This is a genomic window from Tenacibaculum litoreum (genome assembly GCF_964513915.1).
Taxonomy (GTDB): Bacteria; Bacteroidota; Bacteroidia; order Flavobacteriales; family Flavobacteriaceae; genus Polaribacter; species Polaribacter litoreum.
The window spans coordinates 905,199-932,054 of sequence record NZ_CAZEQS010000002.1; the positions used below are offsets into that span (position 1 = coordinate 905,199).

A 26,856-nucleotide genomic window follows, 5' to 3' on the forward strand; every position below is an offset into this window, starting at 1 on the left:
TTACCAAGTTTTAAAGCTCAAAACTCCTTCTTCATTATACAGTCTACGGAAACCTTTAGATATATTATCTAATGTACCGTTTGAAATTTTAATACTACCTACATATCCATCGTTACAATCAATTTCTAAAACGAGATTACTAATTGTTTTGTCACTATTAAACTTTGAGTCAACAATATCAATATCTATGTTTTTGCGATCTTTAAACCAGTCAATTAATTTGTTAAGTTCATCTTCAGTAGTTTTTTTAGAAATGATAAATTCAGCTTTTGCATCATTAATTGTGCTGTCAAATAAAAAGCTTACTTCATCATCATTATCAGAGTCCCAATCGTCAGAATCTTCATTATTAATATCTTCTTCATCACAATCTAAACAGTCAAAACCTTTAGAAGTCATTTTGAAATGATGATTAGCCATATCACGATCGTATACGTTTTGGACGTTTTTTACATCATCTAAAAAGTTACGAGATGAACCTTCAAAATATACAGTTGTTCCTTCAGGAATGTATAAAATAGCGTCAATTTCTTCATCTTTCCACATGTTTTTGTATTCACTAATAAAAAAGGCATCAAAAACAATGGTGTTGTTTGCTGTTTTAAAGTTGTACAGAATAGCTTCTGCATTGTTATTGGCATTATGACGCTTTCTTCCTTCAGAAGTTTTCTTTATTTCTATATAAGCATTACCAGTTTCACTCTTACGAACATCAATATTTATATCATTAGAGTACTTCATTTCTTTATCATTTACATGAACAGATACTGAATTATCTCTATTACGTAAATTGTGTTGATAGTAAATATTATCGTCATTTATTACTCGTATTTTTAAAGGCTCTTCTTGATTGTATGTAATACTATGTTTTGAAACATGTGCACCATCATAAGCATGTGTGGTAAAATATTCAATACCAGAGAACCCTATTGCCAATAAAGATACCAACCAAAGTCCGAATAATGTTAAAACGGTTGCAATACCAAGTCTTTTAACATTAGGAGATAAAATTCGTAATCCTAAAATAAATAGGACAACAAAAGGAATTCCTATCAAGAAAAATACAAATGTCATTAATAACCATTTAGGCATTGCCGAATCGTAAAAGAAGGGAGGATAGTGAATCATATCTCCATCAAAATTTAAGATTTCTAAGCTTCCTACAGAAAATAAGGTTAGTAGCAATGAAATGATTGTAATACCAGCGATAAATATTAATAAAACGCCCATGAATTTACCAAACACTTTGAATACGGCTAGTAAAATTTTACCCATAGTGTCTATGAAATCCTGAAAACCAGATTTAGTTTGGTTGCGTAGTTTTTGATAATCAGCATTTGAAATTTTATCCGATAAATCATGGGCGCCTTCCTTTACCTTAGATGAAAGGTTTTCAAACTCATTACGAATTTTTTTTTCAATATTATCAATATTTACAGCTTCACCTTCCATCTGTAATTTTTCTGAGGTAGTTTTAGCTTCTGGCAGAATAACCCATAAAATGATGTAGCCTATAATTCCGAAACCAAACCCAGCCAATGTTAAAATTAGAAAGGCTAAACGAATCCAAACAACATCTATGTTAAAATAATGTCCTAGTCCAGAGCAAACTCCACCTAAAAACTTGTCGTCACCATCTCTAAACATTTTTTTACTAGAGGTGTTTCTATTGTAACTGTAAGAAGTATTTTCGTTATATGCTTCTTCAGCTTCTGCGTAATCTTCAGGTTGCCCCATGATAGCAATAATTTCTTCAATATCGCTTTCATTTACTACTTGACGAGCATCGGTAATTCTTTCAGATAATAACTCACTAATACGAGCTTCAATATCAGCTATAATTTCATTTTTTCCTTGTGGGTCATCGCTTAATGAACGAGCGATGGCGTCTAAGTATCGTTTTAATTTCTGATAGGCAGTTTCATCTATGTGGAAGAAAAATCCGCCCAGGTTTATATTTATTGTCTTATTCATCTTTAGTTGATTTTGTACTTGTTACTTGGTTTACTGCGTTTACTAAATTATGCCATGTTTTGTCTAATTCTTTCAAGAACATTCCGCCATTTTCTGTGAGTACGTAATATTTTCTTGGAGGTCCAGAGGTTGATTCTTCCCATCTGTAACTTAATAATCCTGCGTTTTTTAAGCGGGTAAGTAACGGATATATGGTTCCTTCAACCACAATCATTTCAGCACTTTTAAGACTTGAGAGTATTTCAGAGGTGTATGCATCTCCTTTTTGTAAAATAGATAAGATACAGTATTCTAAAACGCCCTTACGCATTTGTGCTTTTGTGTTTTCAATCTTCATGTAATGCGGTTTATGGGTTATTTTATAAATTTTATTGTAAGCGGATATTTATACATTTCACCTTTATTAGCTTTCATAGCTGCTATAATTATTAGAGCTACTTTAATAAGAGCAACAATACTTACAACAGAAGCAAATCCAAAAATGCCAAACAATCCTCCATGTCCATGGTATCCACCAAAGTCGATATCTATACCATCAAATCCGTTGAAAATTCTTCCGAAGAAAAAAGGAATAAAAGAAAGGCCTAGTATAAAAATGTATAAACTATAACTAATGTTAAAATTAACAGCTTCTTTACCATGTTCATCTAAAAAAGGACTTCGTTCTTTTAAAGTTTGCCATAATATGAGCGGGGTAATAATGCTTCCTAAAGGAAATAAGTACCCTGCAAAAGCAGAAATGTGTATTAAAAAAGCATTGGTATTTTGATTGTTGTGTTGCATAGTGAAATGATTTATATAATACTTTACAATGCAAATATATATCTTTTAAAAGGTATTATGCAATACATAGTACTAAAAATTAACAAAATTTAACATTTGGCTCAAGTAATATAATTAAAGAAAAAGCTGTACATTGCCTGTAAATACTGAAAAAATGAAGTTTACACCTAAAAAAGTTAATGCCTTTTTATTATTTAAGTTACCCTCGGCTTTTTTTACTGGAGTGCGGTTAAAGTCACTTACTAACGATACAGCAGTGGTTAAAGTAACCCACAAATGGGTAAATCAAAATCCGTTTAAATCGATGTTTTGGGCAGTGCAAGGAATGGCATCAGAACTATCTACAGGTATTTTGGTGATGAAAGAAATAGATGCATCGAATAAAAAAATTTCTATGTTGGTTACTAACATGAATGGAACTTTTACTAAAAAGGCTACAGGGAAAATTCGTTTTGAATGTAACGATGGTAAGTTAATAAGAGAAACTATACAAAAAGCAGTTGATACAGGTGAAGGGCAAACAGTTACTGTTACTTCAGAAGGTTTTAATGAAGAAGGGATTTCTGTTTCAAAATTTGAATATGAATGGAGTTTAAAGGTAAAGTCGTAACAAAAAGAAGATTTTGATGTCTAATAGATAAAAAATAAAAACTTATGAATGCACACGAAATAGATTATCGCATTTTTGGAGAAGAAATGCAGTATGTAGAAATAGAATTAGATCCGCAAGAAGGAGTAGTTGCCGAAAGTGGTAGCTTTATGATGATGGATGCTGATGTGAAAATGAACACGATTTTTGGAGACGGTTCAAATCAAGAAAAAGGATTATTAGGAAAGATTTTTTCAGCAGGTAAAAGAATTTTAACAGGAGAAAGTTTGTTTATGACTGTATTCACAAATGACGGTCAGGGTAAAAAGCAGGTTTCTTTTGCCTCACCATATCCAGGAAAAATAATTCCAATTGATTTAACAGAATTCGGAGGAAAGTTTATTTGTCAAAAAGATGCTTTTTTATGTGCTGCTAAAGGTGTTTCTATCGGAATTGAGTTTTCAAAACGTTTAGGTAGAGGGTTGTTTGGAGGAGAAGGATTTATCATGCAAAAAATGGAAGGTGATGGTATAGGTTTTGTGCATGCAGGTGGTACTATGGCAAAAAAGGTATTACAACCAGGAGAAGTTTTAAAAGTTGATACAGGTTGTATTGTAGGCTTTACACAAGACGTTGATTATGATATTGAGTTTGTAGGAGGTATAAAGAATACCATTTTTGGAGGAGAAGGATTATTCTTTGCAAAGCTCAAGGGACCTGGAACTGTATATATTCAATCACTACCATTTAGTAGGTTAGCAGGTAGAGTGTTAGCAATGGCTCCGCAAACAGGAAAAGGAGATAGAGGAGAAGGAAGTGTTTTAGGAGGCTTAGGAGATATCTTAGATGGAGATAATAGGTTTTAGAAATAAGAAGTAAATAAAAAAGACCGCTAATAAAAATTAGTGGTCTTTTTTATTTTATGATGTAGGTAAATTAGATACCTAATTCTTCAAACATATTGATTAAACGTTCTCCTTCTGATGGTGCTGGAGCGTTTGGACTTACAATATTACCTTCAGGATCAATGATGATAAATCTTGGTAAACCTTTAATTAAGAAATTTTGAGCCCAATCTAAATTTAAGTGGCTATCTCCAGCCATTAATTGTATACCAGTCATTTCTCTATCTTGAATGGTTTCTTTCCATTTTTCGTCATTACCTTTAGCATCAACATTAATACTTACAAACTCAATGTTTTTACCATGGTATTCTTGCTCTAATCTCTTTAATAAAGGTATCTCTCTTTTACAATAAGCACACCAAGTAGCCCAAACATCAATGTATAAGTACTTTCCGTGGCCTAATAAATCATCTAAAGAAGTTGTACCACCATCATAGTTTACATAATCCTTAAACTTAGGAGCAGGTTGTCCTTTAGCAGTGGTTTTTAATAAATTGTAATCTTCAGTAATTTCTTTTTTATGTGTTTCATTAGTTGAATATGCCATGAATTTTCTGTAAAATTCTTTCAAGTCACTAGCATATGTAATACTATTTTGAGCACTGTTATATAACAAATCGTTTTTAGCAATTGTGTCAGTAACTTCAGTTTGTACAGTTTCTAAATAAGTTAAATAATAATCATCACCTTCTTTATTATTTCCTTTTGCCATATTTTTTAACTCGGCTTCTAACATTGCTCTGTAGAAGTAACAGTTAACATAATCTGCTCCGCTGCTATAGTTAAAGTTTTCTAATGGGTCAGGGAAATCTTCCGAAACTTTAAAATCTTTGTCACCAGTTAAGGTAGCATGAAAATCTTGATAGTTATATAAGTTTCTTAAGCATTCATAGTCAATATTTTTTACTTCTTGTTTTAAGAAGTCTGCAGGTAACTGCTTAGAAATAGAAAGTTCAGTTACAGCATCTTTGTACTCATTAGTTTTGTTTAAGAAATCTTCTTCTTCTAAGGCAAAGTATTTATTGGCACTAACGAGTATTTCAGGCCAAGTTTTTTGCTTTTCATAAAGGTAACTATTGATGTTTTTATTAGTACCTTCAAAATTAATGAAGTCAGCATTCTTGTAATCAAATACAATACCTGCATCATCAGTTTTTGTTAAGTATAAATTAATAGGTTTTTTATCACAAACTAGAGTGTAATAACCATCTCTATTAATTCTAAGGGTATCAATAAAAGAACCAGTCTTTTTATCAAATTTAATTTTCTTTTCAAAACGAAAGCCATTTAAAGTAATATTACTCTTTTTGAAGTTGTCAATTTTACCCGTTAAGATCAAGTAGTCTTTAACAGGTTTTTCTTCCTTTTTACATGAAATTATGGTAACTCCTATGAGGACTAAAAGTACTAGTTTTTTCATTGTTTAATGTTTAGTGAGAATATGGTGTTTAAGGCGCCGAAGTTACTTTTTTTAACTTTTTTATCAAAAAAATTAACAGTTTATTTAAACGACACTCTATTTTTTACAAAAAATCACCTTGAAGTTTTATCTTTTTTTTGGTTCTTTGTACACCTTAAAAATATTAAAATGGATACTACACATATAATAAATTCACAACCAGTTGGTTTAGAAGATATTCATAGTATTGTATTACTAGATAAAAAGCTTTCTTTATCAGAAGAATCAAAAGAAAAGATATTAAAATGTCGCGCTTATCTTGATGAGAAAATGAAAACCCATAGCGATCCTATTTATGGAATTAATACAGGATTTGGTTCGTTATGTAACGTTAAAATTAGTGGAGATAACCTACAACAACTTCAAGAAAATTTAGTAATGAGTCATGCTTGTGGAACAGGAGATGAAGTTCCTCAAGAAATTGTAAAGTTAATGTTGTTGCTTAAAATACAATCATTAAGTTATGGTCATTCTGGGGTTCAGTTGGCTACTGTTGAACGTTTGATTGAGTTTTATAACAATAATATTTTACCTGTTGTATACACACAAGGTTCGTTGGGAGCATCTGGTGATTTAGCACCGTTAGCACATCTTTCATTACCATTGATTGGTTTAGGAGAAGTGTATGTTGAAGGAGAGCGAATTTCAGGAGAGAGTTTATTAGAAAAATTCGGTTGGGAGAAAATTAATCTACAGTCTAAAGAAGGACTAGCATTATTAAATGGAACTCAATTTATGAGTGCCTATGGTGTACATAATTTGTTAAAAGCATACAAACTTTCTTACTTAGCAGATGTTATTGGATCGGTTTCTTTAGAAGCTTTTGATGGAAGAATAGAGCCTTTTAACGAATTGATACATTTAGTACGACCTCATAACGGACAATTAGCTACAGCTAAACGTATTAAGGAAATGTTAGAAGGGAGTGAGCTAATACAACAACCAAAAGAGCATGTGCAAGATCCTTATTCTTTCAGATGTATGCCACAAGTTCATGGAGCAACAAAAGACACATTAGAGTTTGTAAGAAAAACATTTATTACTGAAATTAATTCGGTAACAGATAACCCAAACATTTTTGTTGATGAAGATATTATTATTTCAGGAGGAAATTTCCATGGGCAACCACTAGCTTTAGCATTAGATTATTTAGCAATTGCGATTGCAGAATTAGGAAATATTTCTGAAAGAAGAACTTATCAGTTAGTTTCTGGTTTAAGAGGATTACCTGACTTTTTAGTGTCTAACCCAGGATTAAATAGTGGATTTATGATTCCACAATATACTGCGGCTAGTATTGTAAGTGCAAATAAACAATTCTGTACTCCATCTAGTGTAGACTCTATTGTATCGAGTAATGGACAAGAAGACCATGTAAGTATGGGGGCTAATGCGGCTGTAAAAGCTAAAAAAGTAATAGATAATGTGTGTTCAGTATTAGCTATTGAGTTAATGAATGCTTCTCAAGGGCTTTCTTTTAGAACTCATAATACTTCTGAGTTTTTAACTTCTTTTGTAAATATGTTTAGGCAAGATGTATCTGTAGTAAATGATGATAGGGTGCTACATAATGATATAAAGAATGCAGAGACTTTTATCAATAACTTAACTATTGAAGTTGACGAATTGTTTTAAATAGTTATAGAAATAACTAAAAAAAGCTCAAATTGTATACTTACAATTTGAGCTTTTTTGTTTGTACGTTTATACCATAGATTTATTACAGTAAGTAGCCTTTTCAAAGTCTCTTATGTTAATAGAAATAATAGGAACTTCAGGTAACATAAGTTTTAATTCAGTAATGATTTTTTCTGAAAGATTCTTTTTTTGTGCAGTGTTTCTTCCTTCCATAATGTTTGCAAAAACATGGATAAAATCATCGTTAGTATTTCCCGTAATATAATATTCAAAAGGATTAATTCTTACCTTAATATCCCGCTTGTCAAAAAGATCAGTTGATTCAGCAGTATCATAAACTTTTTGTATAATTTCTTTAGGAGACTTTAATTTAATGATGTTTTCAGAGCAATCAATCACAAAATGTGGCATAATTTTTTATTTAGTTGTTTTGTTGGTTAAAGTATAGCAACTCTTTGTAAATTCTAATAGTAGAGGTTGCTGTATGATTTTTTTATAACTTAAAAATTATTTTTTTGCACGTTCTACTAACTCTAATTGCTCAATTTTAGCTTCCGTAGTAAATAAACCATAATTGATAAAGGCTTTTTTCTTTTCTATTTTATCAATAGTACCTACTGCGTTACCATCAACTAGACGAACTCTATCGTTTACTTTAAAAACATACGCCGCTTTTTCTTTGGCAATTTTTTCTGCTTCTTTTTTCTTTTCTTCACGAACCTTTACAACCTTTTGAAGCACTTCTTTCTCTACTTTTTTTATAGCTTCTTGTTGTTTTTGAGCCTCAACTTTATCTTGTTTCTTTTCTATTTTTGTTTTCTTTTTAGGTGGGTTTTTCTTTATGTACTTGGTCTTTTCTGCCATTGCCCATTTAAAAAAACTAGTAGAAAGTTCTTTTTTATTATTTGTTTGGAAGTATTTATTAAGCATTTCATTAATACTCCTTCCTAAAGATAACATACGTTGGTTGTTATCGTATAATTCTTGAAAACCTTCTAGCTTTTCACGTATTTTAAGCTCTTTTTCCTGTAAGTTTTCAATGTGTTCTTGTCCTTTAGATTTTTGTTTATTTAAACTTTCAGAAGTTTTTTGCAATCGATTTCTTTCTTTTTGAAGTTTGGAAATCGTTTTATCTAAACGAATTTTTTCAGTTTCAACACGTTTTTTAGCACGATTGATTAAGCTATACGGAATTCCGTTTTTTTGTGCTACTTCAAAAGTAAAAGAGCTTCCAGCTTGTCCAATGTATAGTTTATAAAGCGGTTCTAAAGTACGTTCATCAAATTGCATATTGGCATTAGTAACATTATCTAATTCATCTGCCAATACTTTTAGGTTTGCGTAGTGTGTGGTAATAATTCCAAAGGCTTTTTTCTCGTAAAATTCTTCTAAGAAAATTTCAGCCAAAGCACCTCCTAACTCAGGGTCAGAACCTGTACCAAATTCATCAATTAAAAACAATGTATTGTCATTACACTTTCTTAAAAAGTAGCGCATGTTTTTTAATCGATAACTATAGGTACTTAATTGGTTTTCGATAGATTGGTTATCGCCAATATCTGTTAAAATCGTATTAAAAAGTGTAGTTTCACTACGTTCGTGTACAGGTATTAACAATCCGCTTTGAAGCATAACCTGTAACAAACCAATGGTTTTTAAGGTAATACTTTTCCCTCCAGCATTCGGACCAGAAATAACAATAATTTGTTGTTCTTCACTTAACTGAATAGTCTGCGGAATGGTTTCAATATTCTTAGCCTTGTTTTTTTGCCATAAAATAGGGTGAAACGCATTTTTTAAAAATATTTTTTTCTCTTTAGTAATTTTAGGTAGTAGCCCGTTAATGCTTTTAGCATATTTTGCTTTGGCACCTACCATATCTAAGTGTGTTAGAAAAGAGATGTATTCAGTTAGTAACGGAGTGAAAGGTCTTATTTCAGTAGCTAAAGCTCGTAATATACGTACAACTTCTTGTTTTTCTTCATACAGCAGGTTTTGTAACTCTCTACTATAAGCTAACGTAGCTTGCGGAGCGATATATACAATATTTCCTGATTTTGATGATCCTAATAAACTCCCTTTAATTTTACGACGGTGCATTGCCAAAACAGCTAGTACCCGTTGGTTATCTACTACTGTTTCTTTTATATCATCTAAATATCCGCTAGCTATATTTTTACTCAATGCACGAGAAAAACTTTCAGAAATTTTACCTCGTACAGAGCCAATTTCCTTTCGTATTTGTTTTAATGCACTAGAGGCATTGTCTGCAACTTCACCATAAGGAGTAATTATTTTCTTTATACTATCTACAATTATTGTTGTAAACTCAATTTCATCACTCAGAGCAAATAGCGTAGGGTAGTAGGTTTGAAACTTTTTTAAAAACTTCTTTTGTTCATTTACAGTTTCTGAAACAGCTGAAACTTTTAAGAAACCGTCTGTTTCTAAAAAACTATTCTCAATAGTAAGTCGCTTACTTTCTTCAGAAATATCTTCAAAATAATGATTCGGAATTCGATTTTCATTTTCAAAAGAGGCTACATATTCGTTTACCATATTCAACTCAAAAAATAATTTTTTCTTGTTTGAAATAGGTTGAATTAGCATTGTTTTCTCTTTTCCTAAATTAGAGATACAGTGCGTTGCAACTTGTTCTAAAACCGTTGTGAATTCTAAATCTTGAAGTGTTTTTTCTGTAATATTTTTAGTCAAAATAGTATATTTGAAACCACGACAAAAATAACAAACAATGCAAGTAAAAATTAATGATAGCTGGAAAAATATTTTACAACCTGAATTTGAGAAACCGTATTTTGAAAATCTTACCAGTTTTGTTAAAAATGAATATTCAAAACATACTTGTTATCCAAAAGGAACAGACATTTTTGCTGCGTTTGATTTTTGTGCGTTGGATGATTTAAAAGTGGTAATTTTAGGCCAAGACCCATATCATGGAGTAGGGCAGGCTAACGGATTGTGTTTTTCGGTACATGATGGTATTGCGCATCCGCCATCACTTATTAATATTTTTAAAGAAATAGAAAAAGATATAAATATTCCTTATCCTAAAAATGGCGATTTATCTCGTTGGGCAAAACAAGGAGTATTACTGTTAAATGCTACTTTAACTGTTAGAGCAGGAGAGGCTGGAAGCCATCAAAAACAAGGTTGGGAACAATTTACTGATGCTGTAATTCAGAAAATATCCGAAGAAAAAGAAGATGTAGTGTTTTTACTTTGGGGTGGTTTTGCCAAGAAAAAAGCAAAGCTTATTAATAAAAACAAACATCACATTTTAACTTCAGGGCATCCATCACCGTTAAGTGCCAATCGTGGTTATTGGTTTGAGAACAAACATTTTTCTAAAACCAACGATTTTTTACAAAGTATAGGTTCAAAGACTATTCAATGGTAATTTCTGGTAAAATGGTTTTGTTGTAATAGGGTAAAATAATTGCATCTAACATATCTTCTGTAACGTCAGGGTAGTGAACTTCAACTATTTTGTTAGAGTGTATCCATTTTTCGATTTTAGGAAGCTGTTTTTTGCTTAGTTTTTTTACGACTGTAACTCCCATTTCTTTTAAGGTAACAGCGTTACATTGTTGTTCGTATTGATTTTTCATAGGAATAACCAATAATTTTTTACGTAAATACAAAGCTTCGGTAGGTGTTGCAAAACCAGCACCACAAACTATTCCTTTAGCAGAAGCCATGCTACGGATAAAAGCATCGTCGTTAATTGGTAAGATGGTAATGTTATGGAAGAATTGATGTTCTTTAGTTTTTTTAGAAAAGACTTGCCATTTTATATCTTTTATGCTTGAAAGTACTTTGATTATTTTTTCGTCACTATAAGATGGTAAATACACAGTGTAATGACCTTTATTTGTAATGTTTCGATAACGAATTTCTTTACGAATAATAGGTAAGAAAGTAGAAGAGGAATGTGTTTTAAAGTGAAATCCGAATTTGTTTTTTGCAGGTGCGTAGTATTTAATAATTAAACGCTCTAATCTAAACCTTTTAAAGGCAGAGTTTTTCTCGTTTAATAAAGCATTTTGGTTACTTAAAGAAATAATAGGAATATTTCTAAATAAACATGCCCAAGCAGAAATAGGTTCAAAATCGTTAATAACCAAATCGTATTCTTTTACAGGAAGTGTTTTAATTTCTTTGTAAACTTTCTTCAGGTTTAAGTCTTTTAAGCTACTAATTAGATCGATTCCTCCCTTTTTACCAAAAACGAATCCCAAACCATGTAATTTGTATTTTATATCGAAAGGAAGTCCTATTTCGTATTGTGAACCACTAACCAATACATCTACATCACCACGCCTTTGTAAATGTGGAATAATTTCTAATGCTCTGCTAGCATGACCGTTTCCTGTTCCTTGAAAAGCATATAATATTTTCATCTTTTTAAATTTTCGTAATTGTTTGTTTTTAGAAATTTTACCATGTAAATAGGTGTTGACTATTTCCTAGCTAAATGCCCATTATGGGCTTTCATCATTATTGGGTTTTAATATTAAATTCTTTAAGTAACTCTGTAAAAAGCTCGCTATTATTGTGTTCAGAACTGATGAGTTCTAAATCTTTTACAGGATATTCTAAATGAATGTTTTTTGCGATCTCATCTTTTTCATATTCGTATAAAGACCACGTTTTGTTTTTGTATTCCAGAGCAGTTAAGTTTTCTATCCAATCGCCAGAGTTTAAGTATACAGTGCTTCCTTTTTCAGTTTCGATAGTTCTTATTTCTGGTTGATGAATATGTCCACATACTACATAGTCGTACCTTTCATCAATTGCAATGTCAGCAGCAGTAGTTTCAAAATTATTAATAAACTTAATGGCACTTTTTACGCTGTTTTTAATTTTCTTGGAGAAGGATAGTCTGCCGTATCCTAGTTTATGACTTACCCAGTTTACAATCGTATTGATTAAAATCAAAAAATCATAGCCCATTCCACCTAGTTTAGCAAGCCATTTAGAGTGTTGCATGGTGACATCGAAAACATCTCCGTGAAAAAACCATCCTTTCTTACCGTCAATATCTAGTACTACTTTGTTTACGATTTCAAAGCTTCCTAAGCGAAAACCTTTAAACCTACGTAACATTTCATCGTGATTTCCTGTGATGTAGTAAACTTTTGTTCCAGAAGTGATAAAATTCATCAGTTGCTTGATGACTTTCATATGTGGTTTAGGAAAGTAACGTTTGTTAAATTGCCAAATATCAATAATATCTCCGTTTAAAATTAATATTTTAGGATTGATGGTTTTTAGGTAATTGTTAAGCTCGGTAGCTCTGCAACCAAAAGTTCCTAAATGTACATCTGATATTACAGCAATATCTAATTTACGTTTTTTGTGTTTTTTCATTCTAAGTATACTTCGATGTTTATCAAAGTTACTTTTTGAATGTTTTTATAAAGTGAAGTAATTATAAATTATTGGTAATAAAATCTTTACTAAAAAGTGTGGTAAAGGTTATGTAAAAGTAAAAAGCTCGGTAAAAACCGAGCTTTTTTATATAATTTGTTTCAAGATTACTTATTGTAAAGTACCCATTCTCCTTTTTCTAATAAAGGAATGGCTTGCTTGTACTTAACTTCTTTCTCTTCACCAGACATTACATTCTTGATGGTAACTTTTTCGTTACGACCAATTTTTGGTTGTTCACGCACAATAGTCTCTACAGCTTGTTGTTCTTGTGTTTGTTGATTACGTGCATTGCTAATGGCTTGCTGTGTTGAGTTTTGAACTTCGTCTTTACGTAAATCTAATTGCTCACGTTGTTGTTCACGAGCTTCCGATACTTGTGAAGCTTCTTGACTAGGTAACTTTCCTTTAAACAAGAATGATAACACCTCTTTGTTAATCTTATCAATGGTTTCTTGGAATAATTCGAAAGCTTCAAACTTATAAACTAATAACGGATCTTTTTGCTCATACGTAGCATTTTGAACGGTTTGTTTTAACTCGTCCATTTTACGTAAATGATCTTTCCAGTTCTCATCAATAATTGCTAAAGTGATGTTTTTCTCAAAGTCGTTAACTAATGATTTTCCTTCACTTTCGTAAGCTTCTTTTAAGTTGGTAACTACTTGTAGTGTTTTAGTACCATCAGTAAAAGGAACTACAATGCGCTCGTAACGGTCACCTTCATTTTCAAAAACATTTTTAATTACAGGGAATGCATTTTCTGCATTTCTTTCTGCATCGTTTTTATAGTGTTCAGTTACTATTTTGTATAATTTGTCAATTAATTCTTGTTCTGATGTTTTATTGAACTCTTCTTCAGAAAAAGGAGAGGTCATTGCAGAGAAACGAATTAATTCAAACTCGAAATTTTGGAAGTCTTTAGCATCCTTGTTTTGTCTTACAATTGAATCGCAAGTATCGTAAATCATGTTTGCGATATCAATCTGTAAACGCTTTCCGTCTAAAGCATGACGACGACGCTTGTATACAAACTCACGTTGAGCGTTCATAATATCATCGTATTCTAATAAACGCTTACGGATACCGAAGTTGTTTTCTTCTACTTTTTTCTGAGCTCTTTCAATAGATTTAGAAATCATAGAATGTTGAATTACTTCACCTTCTTTTAATCCCATTCTATCCATCATTTTCGCAATTCTTTCTGAACCGAATAAACGCATTAAGTTATCGTCTAAAGCCACATAGAATTGAGAAGAACCTACATCTCCTTGACGTCCTGCACGACCACGTAACTGACGGTCTACACGACGAGAATCATGACGTTCTGTACCAATAATGGCTAAACCACCTGCTGTTTTAACTTCGTTAGATAATTTAATATCTGTACCACGACCAGCCATGTTTGTTGCAATAGTAACAACTCCTGGTTTACCTGCTTCAGCAACAACATCAGCTTCTTTCTTGTGTAATTTTGCATTTAAGATATTGTGAGGAATCTTACGAATTTGTAACATTCTTCCTAATAATTCAGAGATTTCAACAGAAGTGGTACCTACTAATACAGGTCTTCCTTCTCCAACTAATTTAACGATATCTTCAATTACTGCATTATATTTTTCACGAGTAGTTTTATATACTAAATCTTGCTTATCGTCTCTTTGAATTGGTTTGTTCGTTGGAATTTCAACTACATCTAATTTATAGATTTCCCAGAACTCACCTGCTTCTGTAATCGCTGTACCTGTCATACCAGATAATTTGCGATACATTCTAAAATAATTTTGCAAAGTAACAGTTGCAAAAGTTTGTGTTGCGTCTTCAATCTTCACATTTTCTTTAGCTTCGATTGCTTGGTGTAGCCCGTCAGAGTAACGACGACCGTCCATAATACGACCTGTTTGCTCATCTACAATCATCACTTTGTTATCCATAACCACATACTCCACATCTTTTTCAAAAACAGTGTATGCTTTTAAAAGTTGATTCATGGTATGAATACGCTCACTCTTTATACTAAATTCACGGTATAATTCTTCTTTTTGGTCAGCTTTCTCTTCAGGAGTAGCATTGCTATTATCTATTTGACCAACTTTTACACTAATATCAGGTAAAACGAAGAATGTTTCATTTTTTGTGATATCAGAAAGGTGTGCAATACCTTTATCAGTTAAATCAATTTGATTGTTTTTTTCTTCAATAGTAAACCATAATTCAGCATCAACTTCAGGCATTAGCTTGTTGTTGTCTTGCATGTAAAAGTTTTCAGTTTTTTGAAGGATTTGTTTAACTCCTTCTTGAGATAAAAACTTAATTAAGGCTTTGTTTTTAGGAAGACCTCTGTAAACTCTTAATAACAAGAAACCACCTTCTTTAGTGTCTCCTTCTTTAATTAAACGTTTAGCTTCAGCTAAAACACCTACTAAATATTTATTTTGAAGTGAAACTAAATCAGCAACTAGAGGTTTTAATTCATTAAATTCATGATCACCTCCTTGTGGTACTGGTCCAGAAATAATTAATGGCGTACGAGCGTCATCAATTAAAACAGAATCCACCTCATCAATAATAGCATAGTTTGGTGCACGTTGTACTAAATCTTTCTTAGAGTTAGCCATGTTATCACGTAAGTAATCGAAACCAAACTCATTGTTAGTTCCGTAGGTGATATCAGCATTATAAGCTTCTCTACGTGCTTCTGAATTTGGTTGATGGAAATCAATACAGTCAGTGCTCAATCCGTGAAACTCAAAAATAGGAGCCATCCACGCACGGTCACGTTTTGCTAAGTAGTCGTTTACAGTAACAACGTGAACTCCATTACCAGTTAAGGCATTTAAGTATACAGGAAGTGTAGAAACTAAGGTTTTACCTTCACCAGTCATCATTTCGGCAATTTTACCTTGGTGTAATACAGATCCACCGATTAACTGTACATCGTAATGAATCATGTCCCAAATTACCTCTTTACCAGCCGCATCCCATGAGTTAGCCCAAAAAGCTTTGTCATCTTCTAAAGTAATGTGTTCTCTAGTAGCAGATAATTCTCTATCAAAAGGAGTCGCAGTTACCTCTATTTCTGTATTGTTAGTAAAACGTTTAGCAGTTTCTTTTACAACAGCAAAAGCCTCTGGCATAATGTCTAACAAAACAGCTTCAGACGCTTCGTAAGCTTCGTCTTTTAATTTGTCAATTTCAGTATAAATTTCTTCTTGACGATCGATGTCTGCTTTTTTAGCTTCTTCCTCAAGCTCAGTTATTTTATCGTTAAAAGATTTTGTAGCGTCTTTAATTTTCGATTTAAATTCAATTGTTTTTGCCCGTAATTCATCATTTGATAAACTGCTTAATGAATTTTCAAAAGATCGTACCTTTTCAACGATCGGTTGTAGTGATTTTAGATCCTTTTGTTGTTTGTCTCCAACAAATAGTTTTATAATCGAATTTAAAACGCTCATTTGTAAAATATTGTTTTATAGCTAATTAAGTTGTTTTTAATTAGCGTTTTTTGTGTTTTTTATTGAATGCTTAAAAGTAAGCAAAAAAAAAGCCTCTGTAAAAGAGACTTTTTATGATTTATTTTTTCTAGTATTCATCTTCATTCCAAAGATAATCTTCTTCTGTAGGGTAATCTGGCCAGATTTCAATAATAGAATCGTATGCCTCACCTTCATCTTCGATATCTTGTAAGTTTTCTACCACTTCTAACGGTGCTCCAGTACGAATAGCGTAATCAATTAATTCGTCTTTAGTTGCAGGCCAGGGTGCATCTGCTAAATAAGATGCTAATTCAAGTGTCCAATACATTTCTTTATCTGTTTAATAAGATTTTCCGCAAAAATAATTTTTTTTTGTAAAAAGTCAAGTTTTTTTTAAAAAATGTGAAATCAATAATTAAAGAACTTAGTTAAAGCTTTTCAGGAATCCATTTAATTTCCTCAGCTTGTAAGTCTTGGGTCAACTTCCGTGCCAACACAAAAAGGTAGTCAGAAAGTCGGTTTAAATACTTTAAAACAGTATCGCTAATTGTTTCTTCTTCGTTTAAAGCCACAGCTAATCGTTCCGATCTACGGCATACGCAGCGTGCTATGTGACAAAATGACACGGTTTGATGACCGCCTGGTAATACAAAGTGTGTCATTTGGGGTAGGTCCTTATTCATAAGGTCAATTTCGTCTTCTAAAAACTTAATTGACTCTTCATTAATTTTAGGGATGTTTAAGCGTTCTTTACCACTTTTTAAAGTTTCCTTTTCAGGTGGTGTAGCTAACATGGCACCTAATGTGAATAAATCGCTTTGAATTTTTGTTAATTTCTTTTTTAAAGTATCATCAATGTTTTGATCTCTAATTAATCCGATGTAAGAGTTAAGTTCGTCAACAGTTCCATAGCTTTCTATTCTTAAATGGTGTTTAGGTACTCGAGTACCACCAAATAAGGCAGTGGTACCTTTGTCACCTGTTTTAGTGTATATCTTCATATGTTTTTACTTGTTTGATTGACTATTTAAGATAGCTAATTTATCTAAAATATAATCAGGACAACGCATAGGTTTTTTTGTTTTTTTGTTAATAAATGCTAAAACAGTATTTCCAGTTGAAATTAGTTCGTTATTTTGATTGGTGATTTCATAGTCGAATTCAATTTTTACCGAAGGTGTTTTTTTTAAAATGGTTGTAATGGTTAATTCATCGTCGTATAATGCCGATTTTTTAAAGTTACAAGATAAAGAAATAACAGGCAACATGATTCCTGTTTTTTCCATATATTTGTAAGTAACGCCCAGAGAACGTAGCCATTCGGTACGACCAATCTCAAAAAATTGTGCGTAGTTTCCGTGATAAACTACTCCCATTTGATCAGTTTCAGCATACCGAACACGTATAGATGTGTAATGTTTTTGCAAAAGTTTTTTTTATTTTAATTGCATTAACGATACGCAAAAAAAAAATAAAAGTCAATAGTGATTTGATTTTTTTATACTAAAATTTATTCACACTTTTGTTCGCCCAGACTTTCATGTTTGGTGTCCCCTAAACCTGAATAAAAATTAACAACTAAAATTGTCTTTTACCAATATGACTAAAACAGCCGATTCAGTTTGGATGGAATGCTTGTCTTTTATCAAAGATAACATTAAACCACAGGCATATAAGACTTGGTTTGAGCCTATAAAGCCTATTAAATTGGCAGGGGAGGCTTTGACAGTTCAAGTACCAAGTAAATTTTTTTATGAGTGGTTAGAAGAGCATTACATAAAACTGTTAAGAGTAGCTTTGGTTCGTCAGTTAGGAAATGATGCTAAACTAATTTACGATGTACGTATGGAGAATACGTACAGTAGTAATAGCCCTCAGACAGTAAAAATACCTAGTTCAAACCGTAATCCTTTAAAACCGCAAAAGGTAACAGTTCCGTTGGAATCAAAACGAGAATTGAAAAATCCATTTGTTATTCCTGGGTTACAAAAAGTGAAGATAGAATCTCAACTCAATCCAAACTACAATTTCGTGAATTTTGTAGAAGGAGATTCTAATAGGTTGGCACGTTCTGCAGGTATGGCTGTAGCAAATAAACCAGGCGGAACTTCGTTCAATCCATTATTAATATATGGTGGAGTTGGATTAGGAAAAACACACTTAGCTCATGCTATTGGTGTTGAGATTAAAGATAAATATCCAGATAAAACGGTATTGTACATATCTTCTGAAAAATTCACACAACAGTTCATTGATTCGGTAAAATCAAATACCAGAAATGATTTTATCCATTTCTATCAAATGATTGACGTGTTGATTATAGATGATGTGCAATTTTTATCAGGAAAAGCTGGTACTCAAGATGTGTTCTTCCATATTTTTAACCATTTACATCAAAATGGTAAACAGGTTATTTTAACTTCGGATAAAGCGCCTGTTGATATGCAAGATATTGAACAACGATTATTGTCTCGTTTTAAATGGGGATTATCTGCTGAGTTACAAGCGCCTGATTACGAGACAAGAATTTCTATTTTACAAAACAAATTGTATAGAGATGGTGTTGAGATGCCAGAAGAAATCGTTGAGTATATTGCAAAGAATATCAAATCGAATGTTCGTGAGTTAGAAGGAGTGATAATCTCAATGATAGCTCAAGCTTCTTTTAATAGAAAAGAATTTACAATTGAGTTGGCTAAGCAGATTGTAGATAAGTTTGTAAAGAATACGAAAAAGGAATTATCTATTGATTATATTCAAAAAGTAGTATCAAAATACTTTGATATGGATGTAGCAACTTTACAATCAAAAACACGTAAACGTCACATTGTACAAGCACGTCAGTTAGCTATGTATTTTGCGAAACGTATGACAAAGTCGTCGTTAGCAAGTATTGGAAGTCAAATAGGTAAAAGAGATCATGCTACGGTGTTACATGCGTGTAAAACTGTAGATAATTTGACTGAAACTGATAAGCAGTTTAAAAAGTATGTAGAAGATTTAACAAAAAAGTTAACTTTATAAATAACGAACCTCACTAAGTGAGGTTTTTTTATGGGTATGAAAAAAATATTAATGGTTTGTTTAGGTAACATTTGTAGATCTCCTCTTGCTGAGGGGATTTTAAAATCTAAGTTACCACCAGAAAGTTTTATAGTAGATTCTGCCGGTACTGCGGGGTATCATGTAGGTGAATTACCTGATGGACGCTCTATTGAAGTAGCTAGAAAATATGGAATAGATATTACCAATCAACGTTCAAGAAAGTTTAGAAAAACTGATTTTGATAAGTTTGACATGATTTTTGCGATGGATCAGAGTAATTATGCTGATATTGTAGCTTTGTCTGAAAATGAAGAACAGCATGAAAAAGTAAGGATGATTTTGAACGAATTGTATCCTGATGAAAACAGGAATGTTCCAGATCCTTACTATGGAGGAGATCAAGGTTTTGAAAATGTATATAAAATGTTAGATGAAGCGTGTGAAATTATAGCTTCAAAATTAGAATAAAAATAATGAAAGGTAAATTATACTTAATTCCTACAACGTTAGGTGATACTGAACCATTAGAGGTGATGCCATTATCAGTAAAAAAAGTGGTAGAACAATTAGATTATTTTATTGTTGAGAACGAAAAGTCTGCTCGAAGATTCATTAAAAGAATTACACCAACAAAATCACAACCTTCATTGGAGTTGATGTTGTTGGATAAGTATTCTGATGATTTAGAAACTAAGAATTATTTGGATGCTTGTGAAAAAGGAATATCAGTAGGTTTACTTTCTGAAGCAGGAGTACCAGCAGTGGCAGATCCAGGTGCAAGTATTGTAAAGTTGGCGCATCAAAAAGGAATTCAAGTAGTTCCGTTAGTGGGGCCTTCATCTATTTTATTAGCAATTATGGCGTCTGGTATGAATGGACAGAGTTTTGCGTTTAACGGATATTTACCTATTGATAAATCAGATAGAAAAAGAGCAATTAAGGACTTGGAAAAGCTTTCAAAAGAAAAGAATCAGTCTCAACTTTTTATTGAGACTCCTTATAGAAATGAAAAAATGTTAGATGATTTACGTGCTACCTTGTCACCTGATACAAGAGTTTGTGTGGCGTGTGATATTACACTTCCAACAGAATACATTAAAACACTAACAGTAAAAGAATGGAAGCATGTTAAGACAGACCTACACAAGCGACCAGCAATTTTTATAATTCATAAATAAAAAAAAGCATCGATTAAATCGATGCTTTTTTTTAATATTTTCTTATTAGTTAAACCGTTGGTTTTTTGTTGGCTTTGATGTTAGAAACATCATAACCAGCAAACTTTTTAAGGTATGATTGTATAGAGGTTCCATAGGCATCGTTAAAACGGATAGATCCATTTGAACGTAAGAACTTTTTCACATTACCGGCACCACTTAAGTGTGCTGCTGCTAAAATACCAGATTCGGTTATTTTAACTCCATTAATGGTTTTACCAACACTTCTCTTAATGTCTTTTCTTAAAATCCATTTGTTTAACTTACAATAAGCAACAAATGTGCGTTCTTGTAATTCTGGGTTTTTAAGAAAATGAGTGGTGTTGTAAATTCTAAATCTCTTTAGGGTTTCTTTACCAAATTGGTACTTCCCTAAATATCCAAGTGTGTTAACTACTCTGTACCTACCTTGTGACTCTTTAAAAGCTAAGGCTTCTTTAAATCCTACAAAATCATTTAATAAAAAAGGAATGTTTACCTTTTTTACCTTATGAATTGGTATTGGCGTTGTTGTAGTAGTTTTTTCTTTTTTAGCTGTAGTCTCTGTAAAACTGGTTAATAATACAAATCCTAAAAATACTAATACTAAATGTCTGATAATTAAATACTTTCTGTTTAGCGTTGCAAAGATACGGTAATTTTTTATAACAGACTATGAATCAATAATTTACAGTCTTTTAACTATTAGTGATTAAGTTATTTTCCGGTGTTTTTTTTAGGTAAAAAACAAAAATAACAACCTTTTATTAGTTTTTTGATAATATTTTAATGAAATAGGTAAGAATAAAATTTTGTTAATTTATCTTTTAATTCCTTGTTGATTTATCCACTGTTGGTATTTTACAGCATTTCTATTATGTTGTGCTAAAGAGTTAGCAAATTCATGAAAACCAATTTTATCAATACTAGCACACATGTAGTAATAATTGTGTTTTTGATGGTTTAAAACAGCGTCAATAGATGAAATATCTGGCATTGCAATCAAAGTAGGAGGGAGCCCTGTGTTTTTATAAGTATTGTATGGAGAGTCTATTACTAAATCTTTGTTTAAAACTCTTTTTACAACAAAATCTTGTCCTTTAACTTCTTTAATAGCGTATATAACTGTTGGGTCAGCTTGTAAAGGCCAATTATCTTTTAATCTATTTAAGTATAAACCGGCAACAATAGGTCGCTCTATTTTTTTAGCTGTTTCTTTTTGAACAATAGAAGCTAATGTAATTACCTCTTCTTTTGAAAGGTTCAGTTTTTTAGCCTTTTCTAACCTAGCAGAAGTCCAAAAACGATTGTATTCGCGCAGCATTTTATCACGGAAATTTTCAGCGGAAGTATTCCAATAAAACTGATAGCTATTCGGAATGTACATTCCTAAAGCTGATTTTTCAGTGAAATTGTTAGTTGATAAAAAGTTGGAATTAGTCATTGCTTGTAAAAGAGCAATTGAATCTGCTTCAATTTGTTCAGCAATTCTACCTGCTAACTTTTCTAAGGTATCTTGATTATTGAATGATAGAGTAATTGGTGTTTGATTTCCGCTACGTAAAAGGTTTACAACATCATTCATGTTCATCCCTTTTTTCAATAAATATTTTCCACCTTTAGGTTTGGTGAATTTTTTCTTTTCAGCAACCCAAACAAAATTTTCAGGATGTTTAACAAACTCAGAAAGTTGTTTTTTGACATCCATAAAAGAAGCGTTAGAGCCTATATAGATAGCGCCATCTTTAGTAACAGTCTTACCAAAGATTTTTTGATAGTAGTTAAAACCAATGATTCCGCCAATTAAAAAAATAGCAGCAATACCTCCTAAGATAATTTTTTTATTCATTTATTAATTGAAATAATAGTTCGTCTTTATATGTTCCGTTATGAAATATCCAATCTTTTTTAATACCAATTTGCTTAAAATTTTGTTTTTCAAAAAGATGTAAGCTACTGGTGTTGTCATTAGTAATATTTGCATATAATTGATGTAAATGCAAATGTGTAAAGCAATACTTTATTAGTAACTGTAAAGCTTCAGAAGCAAATCCTTTCTGTTGAAAGTCAGGGTGAATTAAAATTCCGATACCAGCTCTTTTATGTTGCGGGTTAAAATCGAACAAATCTATCATCCCAATAGATTTACCAGTCACTTTATCATCAATAACTAATCGTAATTGTTTAGCTTCATAAATATCTAAATGAGTGTTTTCTAAATATTGTTTCAGTAAAAACTTAGAAAAAGGAGCCTGTGTATGGCTCACTTCCCAAAAAGACTCATTGTTTTCAATTTGAAATAAAAACTCTAAATCTTCAGGCTCTAAGGCTCTTAACTTGATATGTGTTCCAGTTAACGTGTGCACTAAATATTTATTTTACCCTTAAATACAAATGTAGCAGGTCCCTTTAAAAACACATTGCAATAGATTCCGTCTTGTTCTTCAAAAGAAACTTCTAACTCTCCGCCTTCAACAGGCAAGGTTATGGATGAACTGTTTGTTTTTTTAGTTGCATGCATGGCTATAGCAACGGCAGTAACACCTGTTCCGCAGGCTAAAGTCTCATTTTCTACACCACGCTCGTAGGTGCGTACCTTAAAAGTGTTATTTGTTATTTGTTCTACAAAATTAACATTACTACCTTCGGTACCATAAATTTCATTCCTGATTTTTTTTCCATTTGAAAACACATCATAATTAGCAAGGTTGTTTACCAATTGAACATGATGTGGCGATCCTGTATTGGTAAAAACGTACTTGTCAAAAATATTCACCCTGTTAACATCAATCATTTGTAAAGAAACAAGGTTGTTAAAAATAGAAGCATGATGCAGTCCATCAATGGCTATAAAAGTGGTTTCGGTTTCGAAAAGTCCAAGTTTATGTGCAAAAGCTACAATACAACGTCCACCATTACCACACATAGTACTTTCATTACCATCAGAGTTATAATATACCATTTTAAAATCGGTAGTATCATCTTCTTCAAGTAATATAAGACCATCGGCACCAATACCGAAGTGTCTATCGCATAATTTTGCAATTATGTCAGTTTTATTTTTTGGAAAGGTTTTTGAACGATTATCAATCATGATAAAATCGTTACCAGTTCCTTGGTATTTGTAAAATTCTAAATCCATAATAAAGGACAAAGATACATATTTTATGAAGTAAAGAGGATTGTTAAATAGCGGTTAAAATCAGTTAAATAGAAGTTAAACACATTTACTTGAAATGTTAAAATTGTATATTTGGAGTATAAAATTTTGTAAGCATATGAAGAAAATTATTGGAACTTTAGGAATTGCGATTTTAGGAGGCGCAATAGCACTTGCAGGATATAAAACATTGATAGAAGAACCGCAAGTGATTTTAGAGAAAGCGGTAGAACCAACAATGCAAACTGTAAAGGCAAGTTACACGCCGACAATAATAAACTCAACATCAACACCAACCGACTTTACGGAAGCAGCAGATAAAACAGTACATGCAGTGGTGCATGTTAAAAATACATCAATAAGAACACAACAAAACCCGTTAGCAGAATTATTTTATGGTAGAGGAAGTGGAACAAGAAAGTACCAACAAGTAGGTACAGGAAGTGGCGTAATTATTTCTCCTGACGGGTATATTGTAACTAATAATCATGTAATTGAAGGAGCAAGTGATATTGAAATTACATTGAATAATCAAAAAAAGTTAAAGGCAACTTTAATCGGAGCAGATAAAAGTAATGATATAGCTTTGTTAAAAGTAGAGGCTGACTTTGAATTGCCTAATTTACCTTTTGGGAATTCTGATAATATTAAAGTAGGAGAATGGGTGTTAGCAGTAGGGAACCCGTATAACCTAACATCTACGGTTACTGCAGGTATTGTAAGTGCAAAAGGACGTGACTTAGATGGAAATACTAATATTGACTCATTTATCCAGACAGACGCAGCTGTAAACCCAGGAAATAGTGGAGGAGCCTTAGTAAATACAAGAGGAGAGTTGATAGGGATAAATACAGCTATTTCTTCGAGAACAGGTTCTTTTATTGGGTATTCGTTTGCAGTACCGTCAAATATTGCTAAAAAAGTGGTGGATGATTTACTAGAGTTTGGAATGGTGCAACAAGCTGTTTTAGGAATTAATGTGGATATTGAAGCAGTAAATATTGAAGGAGTAAAAATAGGAGAAGTTTTAGAAGAAGGAGGTGCTAAAAAAGCCGGTTTAGAAGAAGGGGATATCATAACGAAAGTAAATAATGTAAAGATTTCTAAGTTTTCTGATTTAAAAGGACAGTTAACGGCAAAAAGACCTGGAGAATATGTGAATGTAACAATTGATAGGGATGGAGAAGAATTAACTAAAGTTGTTAAGTTAACTAAACTTATAAAATTACCAGTAAGTAAAGTTTTACAAACCGAGTTTGAAGACCTTACTAAAGAAGATAGAAAGAAGTTTAAAATAGAAGGAGGAGCTAAGATTAAAAGAACACAAAATATAGCATTCAAACAGTTCGAAGTTGGGAAAGGGTACATCTTAACCAAAGTTAATGGGAAGAAAGTTAGCTCAGCAAAAGAAGCTGTTACCATGTTAGATAGTATGTATGGAAGTGGAAATAGGCTTTTATTGGAGATGATTAGTCCATCGGGTCAAATAGAAAGGTTTAGATACTAAATTAATGTATAAAAAGTTTCCTAGAAGAATAAACTATACATCTTAAAATAAAAAGCCTTGCCTTGTTAAAATCGTTTTAATAGGGCTTTTTTCTTTTGTAAAACCAATAAAAAATAAAGAAGAAATACCTATTTTTGCACAAATTTTTTAATTTTTAGTTAACACACAACTATGTCAACAATAACAAATTACGAAAAAGAAGTAGTAAATCAAGCGCAAGTTCGAAGAGCTACGGTTGAGTTTATTAATATCGTTAACGATTTATGGTACGATAAATCTATCGAGTTAGTATTATTTAGAAACCCATTAGTAGATAAAAGAGCTAGTGAGGTTTTAAACTTAATCGATTACGCTAAAGAGTTTGTAGCGAAGCCAATAACAATAGAAGATGCTTTAGAAATAGCTAAAGCAATTCAATCAATTGATTTACCACCATCAAAATTAGATATTGGTAAATTAGCGTACGAATATCATTTACAAGATGATGCATCGGCAGATAAAATAGCTTTTGTAAAAGAGCAATTAAAAGACGCTACTGAAGCAGAAAATATTCAACCAAAAGATGTAGTATTATATGGTTTTGGACGTATTGGTCGTTTATTAGCTCGTGAGTTGAGCAGTAAAATGGGAAAAGGTTCTCAATTACGATTAAGAGCTGTAGTAACTCGTGGTAAAATAGATCAAACAGTATTAGAAAAAAGAGCTTCTTTATTAAGTGTAGATTCTGTACACGGAGATTTCTTAGGAACAGTTCAGGTAGATGCTGATAACAACGCTTTAATCATTAACGGTACAACTGTTCACATGATTTCTGCTGCACAACCAGAAGATATTGATTATACGCAATACGGAATTAACGATGCGTTAATTATTGATAACACAGGTGCTTTTAGAGATGAAGAAGCATTAAGTCGTCATTTAAAAGCAAAAGGAGCTAGTAAAGTATTATTAACTGCTCCAGGTGCAGGGGTGCCAAATATTGTTCATGGAGTAAATCATGAAGAAAATAATCCTGATAATATCGATATTTTCTCAGCAGCTTCATGTACTACCAATGCTATTACACCAGTATTAAAAGTGTTAGAAGATAACTTTGGAATTAAAAAAGGACACTTAGAAACAATTCATGCATACACGAATGACCAAAACTTGGTTGATAACATGCATAAGAAATACCGTAGAGGTAGAGCTGCTGCGTTGAACATGGTGATTACCGAAACAGGAGCAGGAAAAGCAGTAGCAAAAGCATTACCAGCATTAGCAGGTAAGTTAACTTCAAGTGCTATTCGTGTACCAGTACCTAACGGATCGTTAGCTATCTTAAACTTACAATTAAATACTCAAGCAACAGTTGAGTCTGTAAATGCTATTATGAAGCAGTATGCGCTAGAAGGAGATTTAGTAGAGCAAATTCAATACTCATTAAGTAATGAATTAGTGTCTTCTGATATTGTAGGAACAACAGCACCATCTATTTTTGATAGTAAGGCAACAATTGCAGACGGAGATACTATCGTTATCTATGTATGGTATGATAATGAGTACGGTTATTCACACCAAGTAATGCGTTTAGCAAAGCATATTGCTAAAGTACGTCGTTACACTTATTATTAAAATAAAGTTAAAAACAGATAAAAAAAGCCGAAGCATTGATTTGCTTCGGCTTTTTT

At 32.0% G+C, this 26,856-nt stretch carries 25 protein-coding genes; 9 read left to right on the forward strand and 16 right to left on the reverse strand.

What is annotated here, in order from left to right; genetic code table 11:
* From ACKTTR_RS05635 to ACKTTR_RS05645, 3 genes are read right to left on the reverse strand one after another with little or no spacing between them, the layout of a single operon-like run.
* Positions 1 to 1,974, reverse strand: coding sequence for a PspC domain-containing protein (locus ACKTTR_RS05635; protein ID WP_408026903.1), 1,974 nt, complete (start codon positions 1,972 to 1,974; stop codon positions 1 to 3).
* A complete protein-coding gene (locus tag ACKTTR_RS05640) occupies positions 1,967 to 2,311 on the reverse strand; it encodes a PadR family transcriptional regulator (RefSeq protein ID WP_028890785.1) in 345 nt (114 codons plus the stop codon). Before ACKTTR_RS05640 ends, ACKTTR_RS05635 begins: the two co-directional genes overlap by 8 nt.
* Before the next feature lie 17 nt (positions 2,312 to 2,328).
* A complete protein-coding gene (locus tag ACKTTR_RS05645; RefSeq protein ID WP_047789418.1) occupies positions 2,329 to 2,757 on the reverse strand; it encodes a DUF4870 domain-containing protein in 429 nt (142 codons plus the stop codon).
* Positions 2,758 to 2,911: 154 nt separating this feature from the next.
* Between ACKTTR_RS05645 and ACKTTR_RS05650 the strand changes: the two genes are divergently transcribed.
* Together ACKTTR_RS05650 and ACKTTR_RS05655 are read left to right on the forward strand one after the other, a co-directional pair.
* Positions 2,912 to 3,367: a DUF4442 domain-containing protein gene (locus ACKTTR_RS05650; RefSeq protein ID WP_408026904.1), complete on the forward strand. Its 456-nt coding sequence runs from the start codon at positions 2,912 to 2,914 to the stop codon at positions 3,365 to 3,367.
* Between the two features lie 44 nt (positions 3,368 to 3,411).
* On the forward strand, positions 3,412 to 4,212 hold the full coding sequence (locus ACKTTR_RS05655; protein WP_408026905.1) for a TIGR00266 family protein: 801 nt from the start codon (positions 3,412 to 3,414) through the stop codon (positions 4,210 to 4,212).
* A 70-nt stretch (positions 4,213 to 4,282) separates the two neighbouring features.
* Here the strand turns inward: ACKTTR_RS05655 and ACKTTR_RS05660 are convergent, their stop codons facing one another.
* Positions 4,283 to 5,671, reverse strand: coding sequence for a TlpA family protein disulfide reductase (locus ACKTTR_RS05660; protein ID WP_408026906.1), 1,389 nt, complete (start codon positions 5,669 to 5,671; stop codon positions 4,283 to 4,285).
* A gap of 168 nt (positions 5,672 to 5,839) precedes the next feature.
* On the opposite strand from ACKTTR_RS05660, the gene hutH reads away from it, so the two are divergent.
* Positions 5,840 to 7,345, forward strand: a complete 1,506-nt coding sequence (gene hutH, locus ACKTTR_RS05665) for a histidine ammonia-lyase (protein ID WP_408026907.1) — start codon at positions 5,840 to 5,842, stop codon at positions 7,343 to 7,345.
* Between the two features lie 69 nt (positions 7,346 to 7,414).
* Here the strand turns inward: hutH and ACKTTR_RS05670 are convergent, their stop codons facing one another.
* Together ACKTTR_RS05670 and ACKTTR_RS05675 are read right to left on the reverse strand one after the other, a co-directional pair.
* A complete protein-coding gene (locus tag ACKTTR_RS05670) occupies positions 7,415 to 7,759 on the reverse strand; it encodes a 5-carboxymethyl-2-hydroxymuconate Delta-isomerase (protein WP_408026908.1) in 345 nt (114 codons plus the stop codon).
* Positions 7,760 to 7,855: 96 nt separating this feature from the next.
* Positions 7,856 to 10,063, reverse strand: coding sequence for an endonuclease MutS2 (locus tag ACKTTR_RS05675; RefSeq protein ID WP_408026909.1), 2,208 nt, complete (start codon positions 10,061 to 10,063; stop codon positions 7,856 to 7,858).
* Between the two features lie 37 nt (positions 10,064 to 10,100).
* Between ACKTTR_RS05675 and ACKTTR_RS05680 the strand changes: the two genes are divergently transcribed.
* Positions 10,101 to 10,766 carry a uracil-DNA glycosylase gene (locus ACKTTR_RS05680; RefSeq protein WP_408026910.1) on the forward strand — a complete coding sequence of 222 codons (666 nt, stop codon included), beginning with the start codon at positions 10,101 to 10,103 and terminating at the stop codon, positions 10,764 to 10,766.
* Here ACKTTR_RS05680 and ACKTTR_RS05685 read toward each other — a convergent pair.
* The 6 genes from ACKTTR_RS05685 to ACKTTR_RS05710 all read right to left on the reverse strand — a co-directional run bounded on the left by ACKTTR_RS05685 (position 10,753) and on the right by ACKTTR_RS05710 (position 17,705).
* A complete protein-coding gene (locus ACKTTR_RS05685; RefSeq protein ID WP_408026911.1) occupies positions 10,753 to 11,769 on the reverse strand; it encodes a glycosyltransferase family protein in 1,017 nt (338 codons plus the stop codon). The two genes, ACKTTR_RS05680 and ACKTTR_RS05685, sit on opposite strands and share 14 nt — an antisense overlap.
* A 97-nt stretch (positions 11,770 to 11,866) precedes the next feature.
* Entirely contained in the window at positions 11,867 to 12,739 is an 873-nt protein-coding gene (locus tag ACKTTR_RS05690) for a UDP-2,3-diacylglucosamine diphosphatase (protein ID WP_408026912.1), read from the reverse strand.
* A gap of 167 nt (positions 12,740 to 12,906) precedes the next feature.
* Entirely contained in the window at positions 12,907 to 16,257 is a 3,351-nt protein-coding gene (secA, locus tag ACKTTR_RS05695) for a preprotein translocase subunit SecA (RefSeq protein WP_408026913.1), read from the reverse strand.
* A 127-nt stretch (positions 16,258 to 16,384) separates the two neighbouring features.
* Positions 16,385 to 16,606, reverse strand: a complete 222-nt coding sequence (locus tag ACKTTR_RS05700; protein WP_047789198.1) for a DUF2795 domain-containing protein — start codon at positions 16,604 to 16,606, stop codon at positions 16,385 to 16,387.
* Between the two features lie 100 nt (positions 16,607 to 16,706).
* Positions 16,707 to 17,279 carry a cob(I)yrinic acid a,c-diamide adenosyltransferase gene (locus ACKTTR_RS05705; RefSeq protein WP_408026914.1) on the reverse strand — a complete coding sequence of 191 codons (573 nt, stop codon included), beginning with the start codon at positions 17,277 to 17,279 and terminating at the stop codon, positions 16,707 to 16,709.
* 6 nt (positions 17,280 to 17,285) lie between these two features.
* Complete coding sequence (locus ACKTTR_RS05710) at positions 17,286 to 17,705, reverse strand: acyl-CoA thioesterase (RefSeq protein ID WP_408026915.1); 420 nt, start codon at positions 17,703 to 17,705, stop codon at positions 17,286 to 17,288.
* A gap of 172 nt (positions 17,706 to 17,877) precedes the next feature.
* Between ACKTTR_RS05710 and dnaA the strand changes: the two genes are divergently transcribed.
* Genes dnaA through ACKTTR_RS05725 form a run of 3 tightly spaced genes read left to right on the forward strand, consistent with a single transcriptional unit; the run spans position 17,878 to position 20,501 of the window.
* Complete coding sequence (gene dnaA, locus ACKTTR_RS05715; protein WP_047789195.1) at positions 17,878 to 19,302, forward strand: chromosomal replication initiator protein DnaA; 1,425 nt, start codon at positions 17,878 to 17,880, stop codon at positions 19,300 to 19,302.
* A 36-nt stretch (positions 19,303 to 19,338) separates the two neighbouring features.
* Positions 19,339 to 19,791: a low molecular weight protein-tyrosine-phosphatase gene (locus tag ACKTTR_RS05720; protein WP_408026916.1), complete on the forward strand. Its 453-nt coding sequence runs from the start codon at positions 19,339 to 19,341 to the stop codon at positions 19,789 to 19,791.
* A gap of 5 nt (positions 19,792 to 19,796) precedes the next feature.
* Entirely contained in the window at positions 19,797 to 20,501 is a 705-nt protein-coding gene (locus ACKTTR_RS05725; protein WP_408026917.1) for an SAM-dependent methyltransferase, read from the forward strand.
* 49 nt (positions 20,502 to 20,550) lie between these two features.
* Here ACKTTR_RS05725 and ACKTTR_RS05730 read toward each other — a convergent pair whose 3' ends face one another.
* The 4 genes from ACKTTR_RS05730 to dapF all read right to left on the reverse strand — a co-directional run bounded on the left by ACKTTR_RS05730 (position 20,551) and on the right by dapF (position 23,661).
* Positions 20,551 to 21,171 carry a peptidoglycan-binding protein LysM gene (locus tag ACKTTR_RS05730; protein WP_408027001.1) on the reverse strand — a complete coding sequence of 207 codons (621 nt, stop codon included), beginning with the start codon at positions 21,169 to 21,171 and terminating at the stop codon, positions 20,551 to 20,553.
* 168 nt (positions 21,172 to 21,339) lie between these two features.
* The gene (gene mltG, locus ACKTTR_RS05735) at positions 21,340 to 22,368 is read right to left on the reverse strand and encodes an endolytic transglycosylase MltG (protein ID WP_408026918.1); all 1,029 of its coding nucleotides are present in this window, start codon (positions 22,366 to 22,368) and stop codon (positions 21,340 to 21,342) included.
* The gene (locus ACKTTR_RS05740; protein ID WP_408026919.1) at positions 22,361 to 22,885 is read right to left on the reverse strand and encodes a GNAT family N-acetyltransferase; all 525 of its coding nucleotides are present in this window, start codon (positions 22,883 to 22,885) and stop codon (positions 22,361 to 22,363) included. The genes mltG and ACKTTR_RS05740 overlap by 8 nt, the downstream gene beginning before the upstream one ends.
* Positions 22,885 to 23,661, reverse strand: coding sequence for a diaminopimelate epimerase (dapF, locus tag ACKTTR_RS05745; protein WP_408026920.1), 777 nt, complete (start codon positions 23,659 to 23,661; stop codon positions 22,885 to 22,887). The genes ACKTTR_RS05740 and dapF overlap by 1 nt, the downstream gene beginning before the upstream one ends.
* 136 nt (positions 23,662 to 23,797) lie before the next feature.
* Here dapF and ACKTTR_RS05750 point away from each other — a divergent pair, with 136 nt between their 5' ends.
* Both ACKTTR_RS05750 and ACKTTR_RS05755 read left to right on the forward strand, forming a co-directional pair.
* Complete coding sequence (locus ACKTTR_RS05750; protein ID WP_408026921.1) at positions 23,798 to 25,186, forward strand: trypsin-like peptidase domain-containing protein; 1,389 nt, start codon at positions 23,798 to 23,800, stop codon at positions 25,184 to 25,186.
* Positions 25,187 to 25,357: 171 nt separating this feature from the next.
* Positions 25,358 to 26,800 carry a glyceraldehyde-3-phosphate dehydrogenase gene (locus ACKTTR_RS05755; RefSeq protein WP_408026922.1) on the forward strand — a complete coding sequence of 481 codons (1,443 nt, stop codon included), beginning with the start codon at positions 25,358 to 25,360 and terminating at the stop codon, positions 26,798 to 26,800.
* Positions 26,801 to 26,856 lie beyond the last annotated feature (56 nt).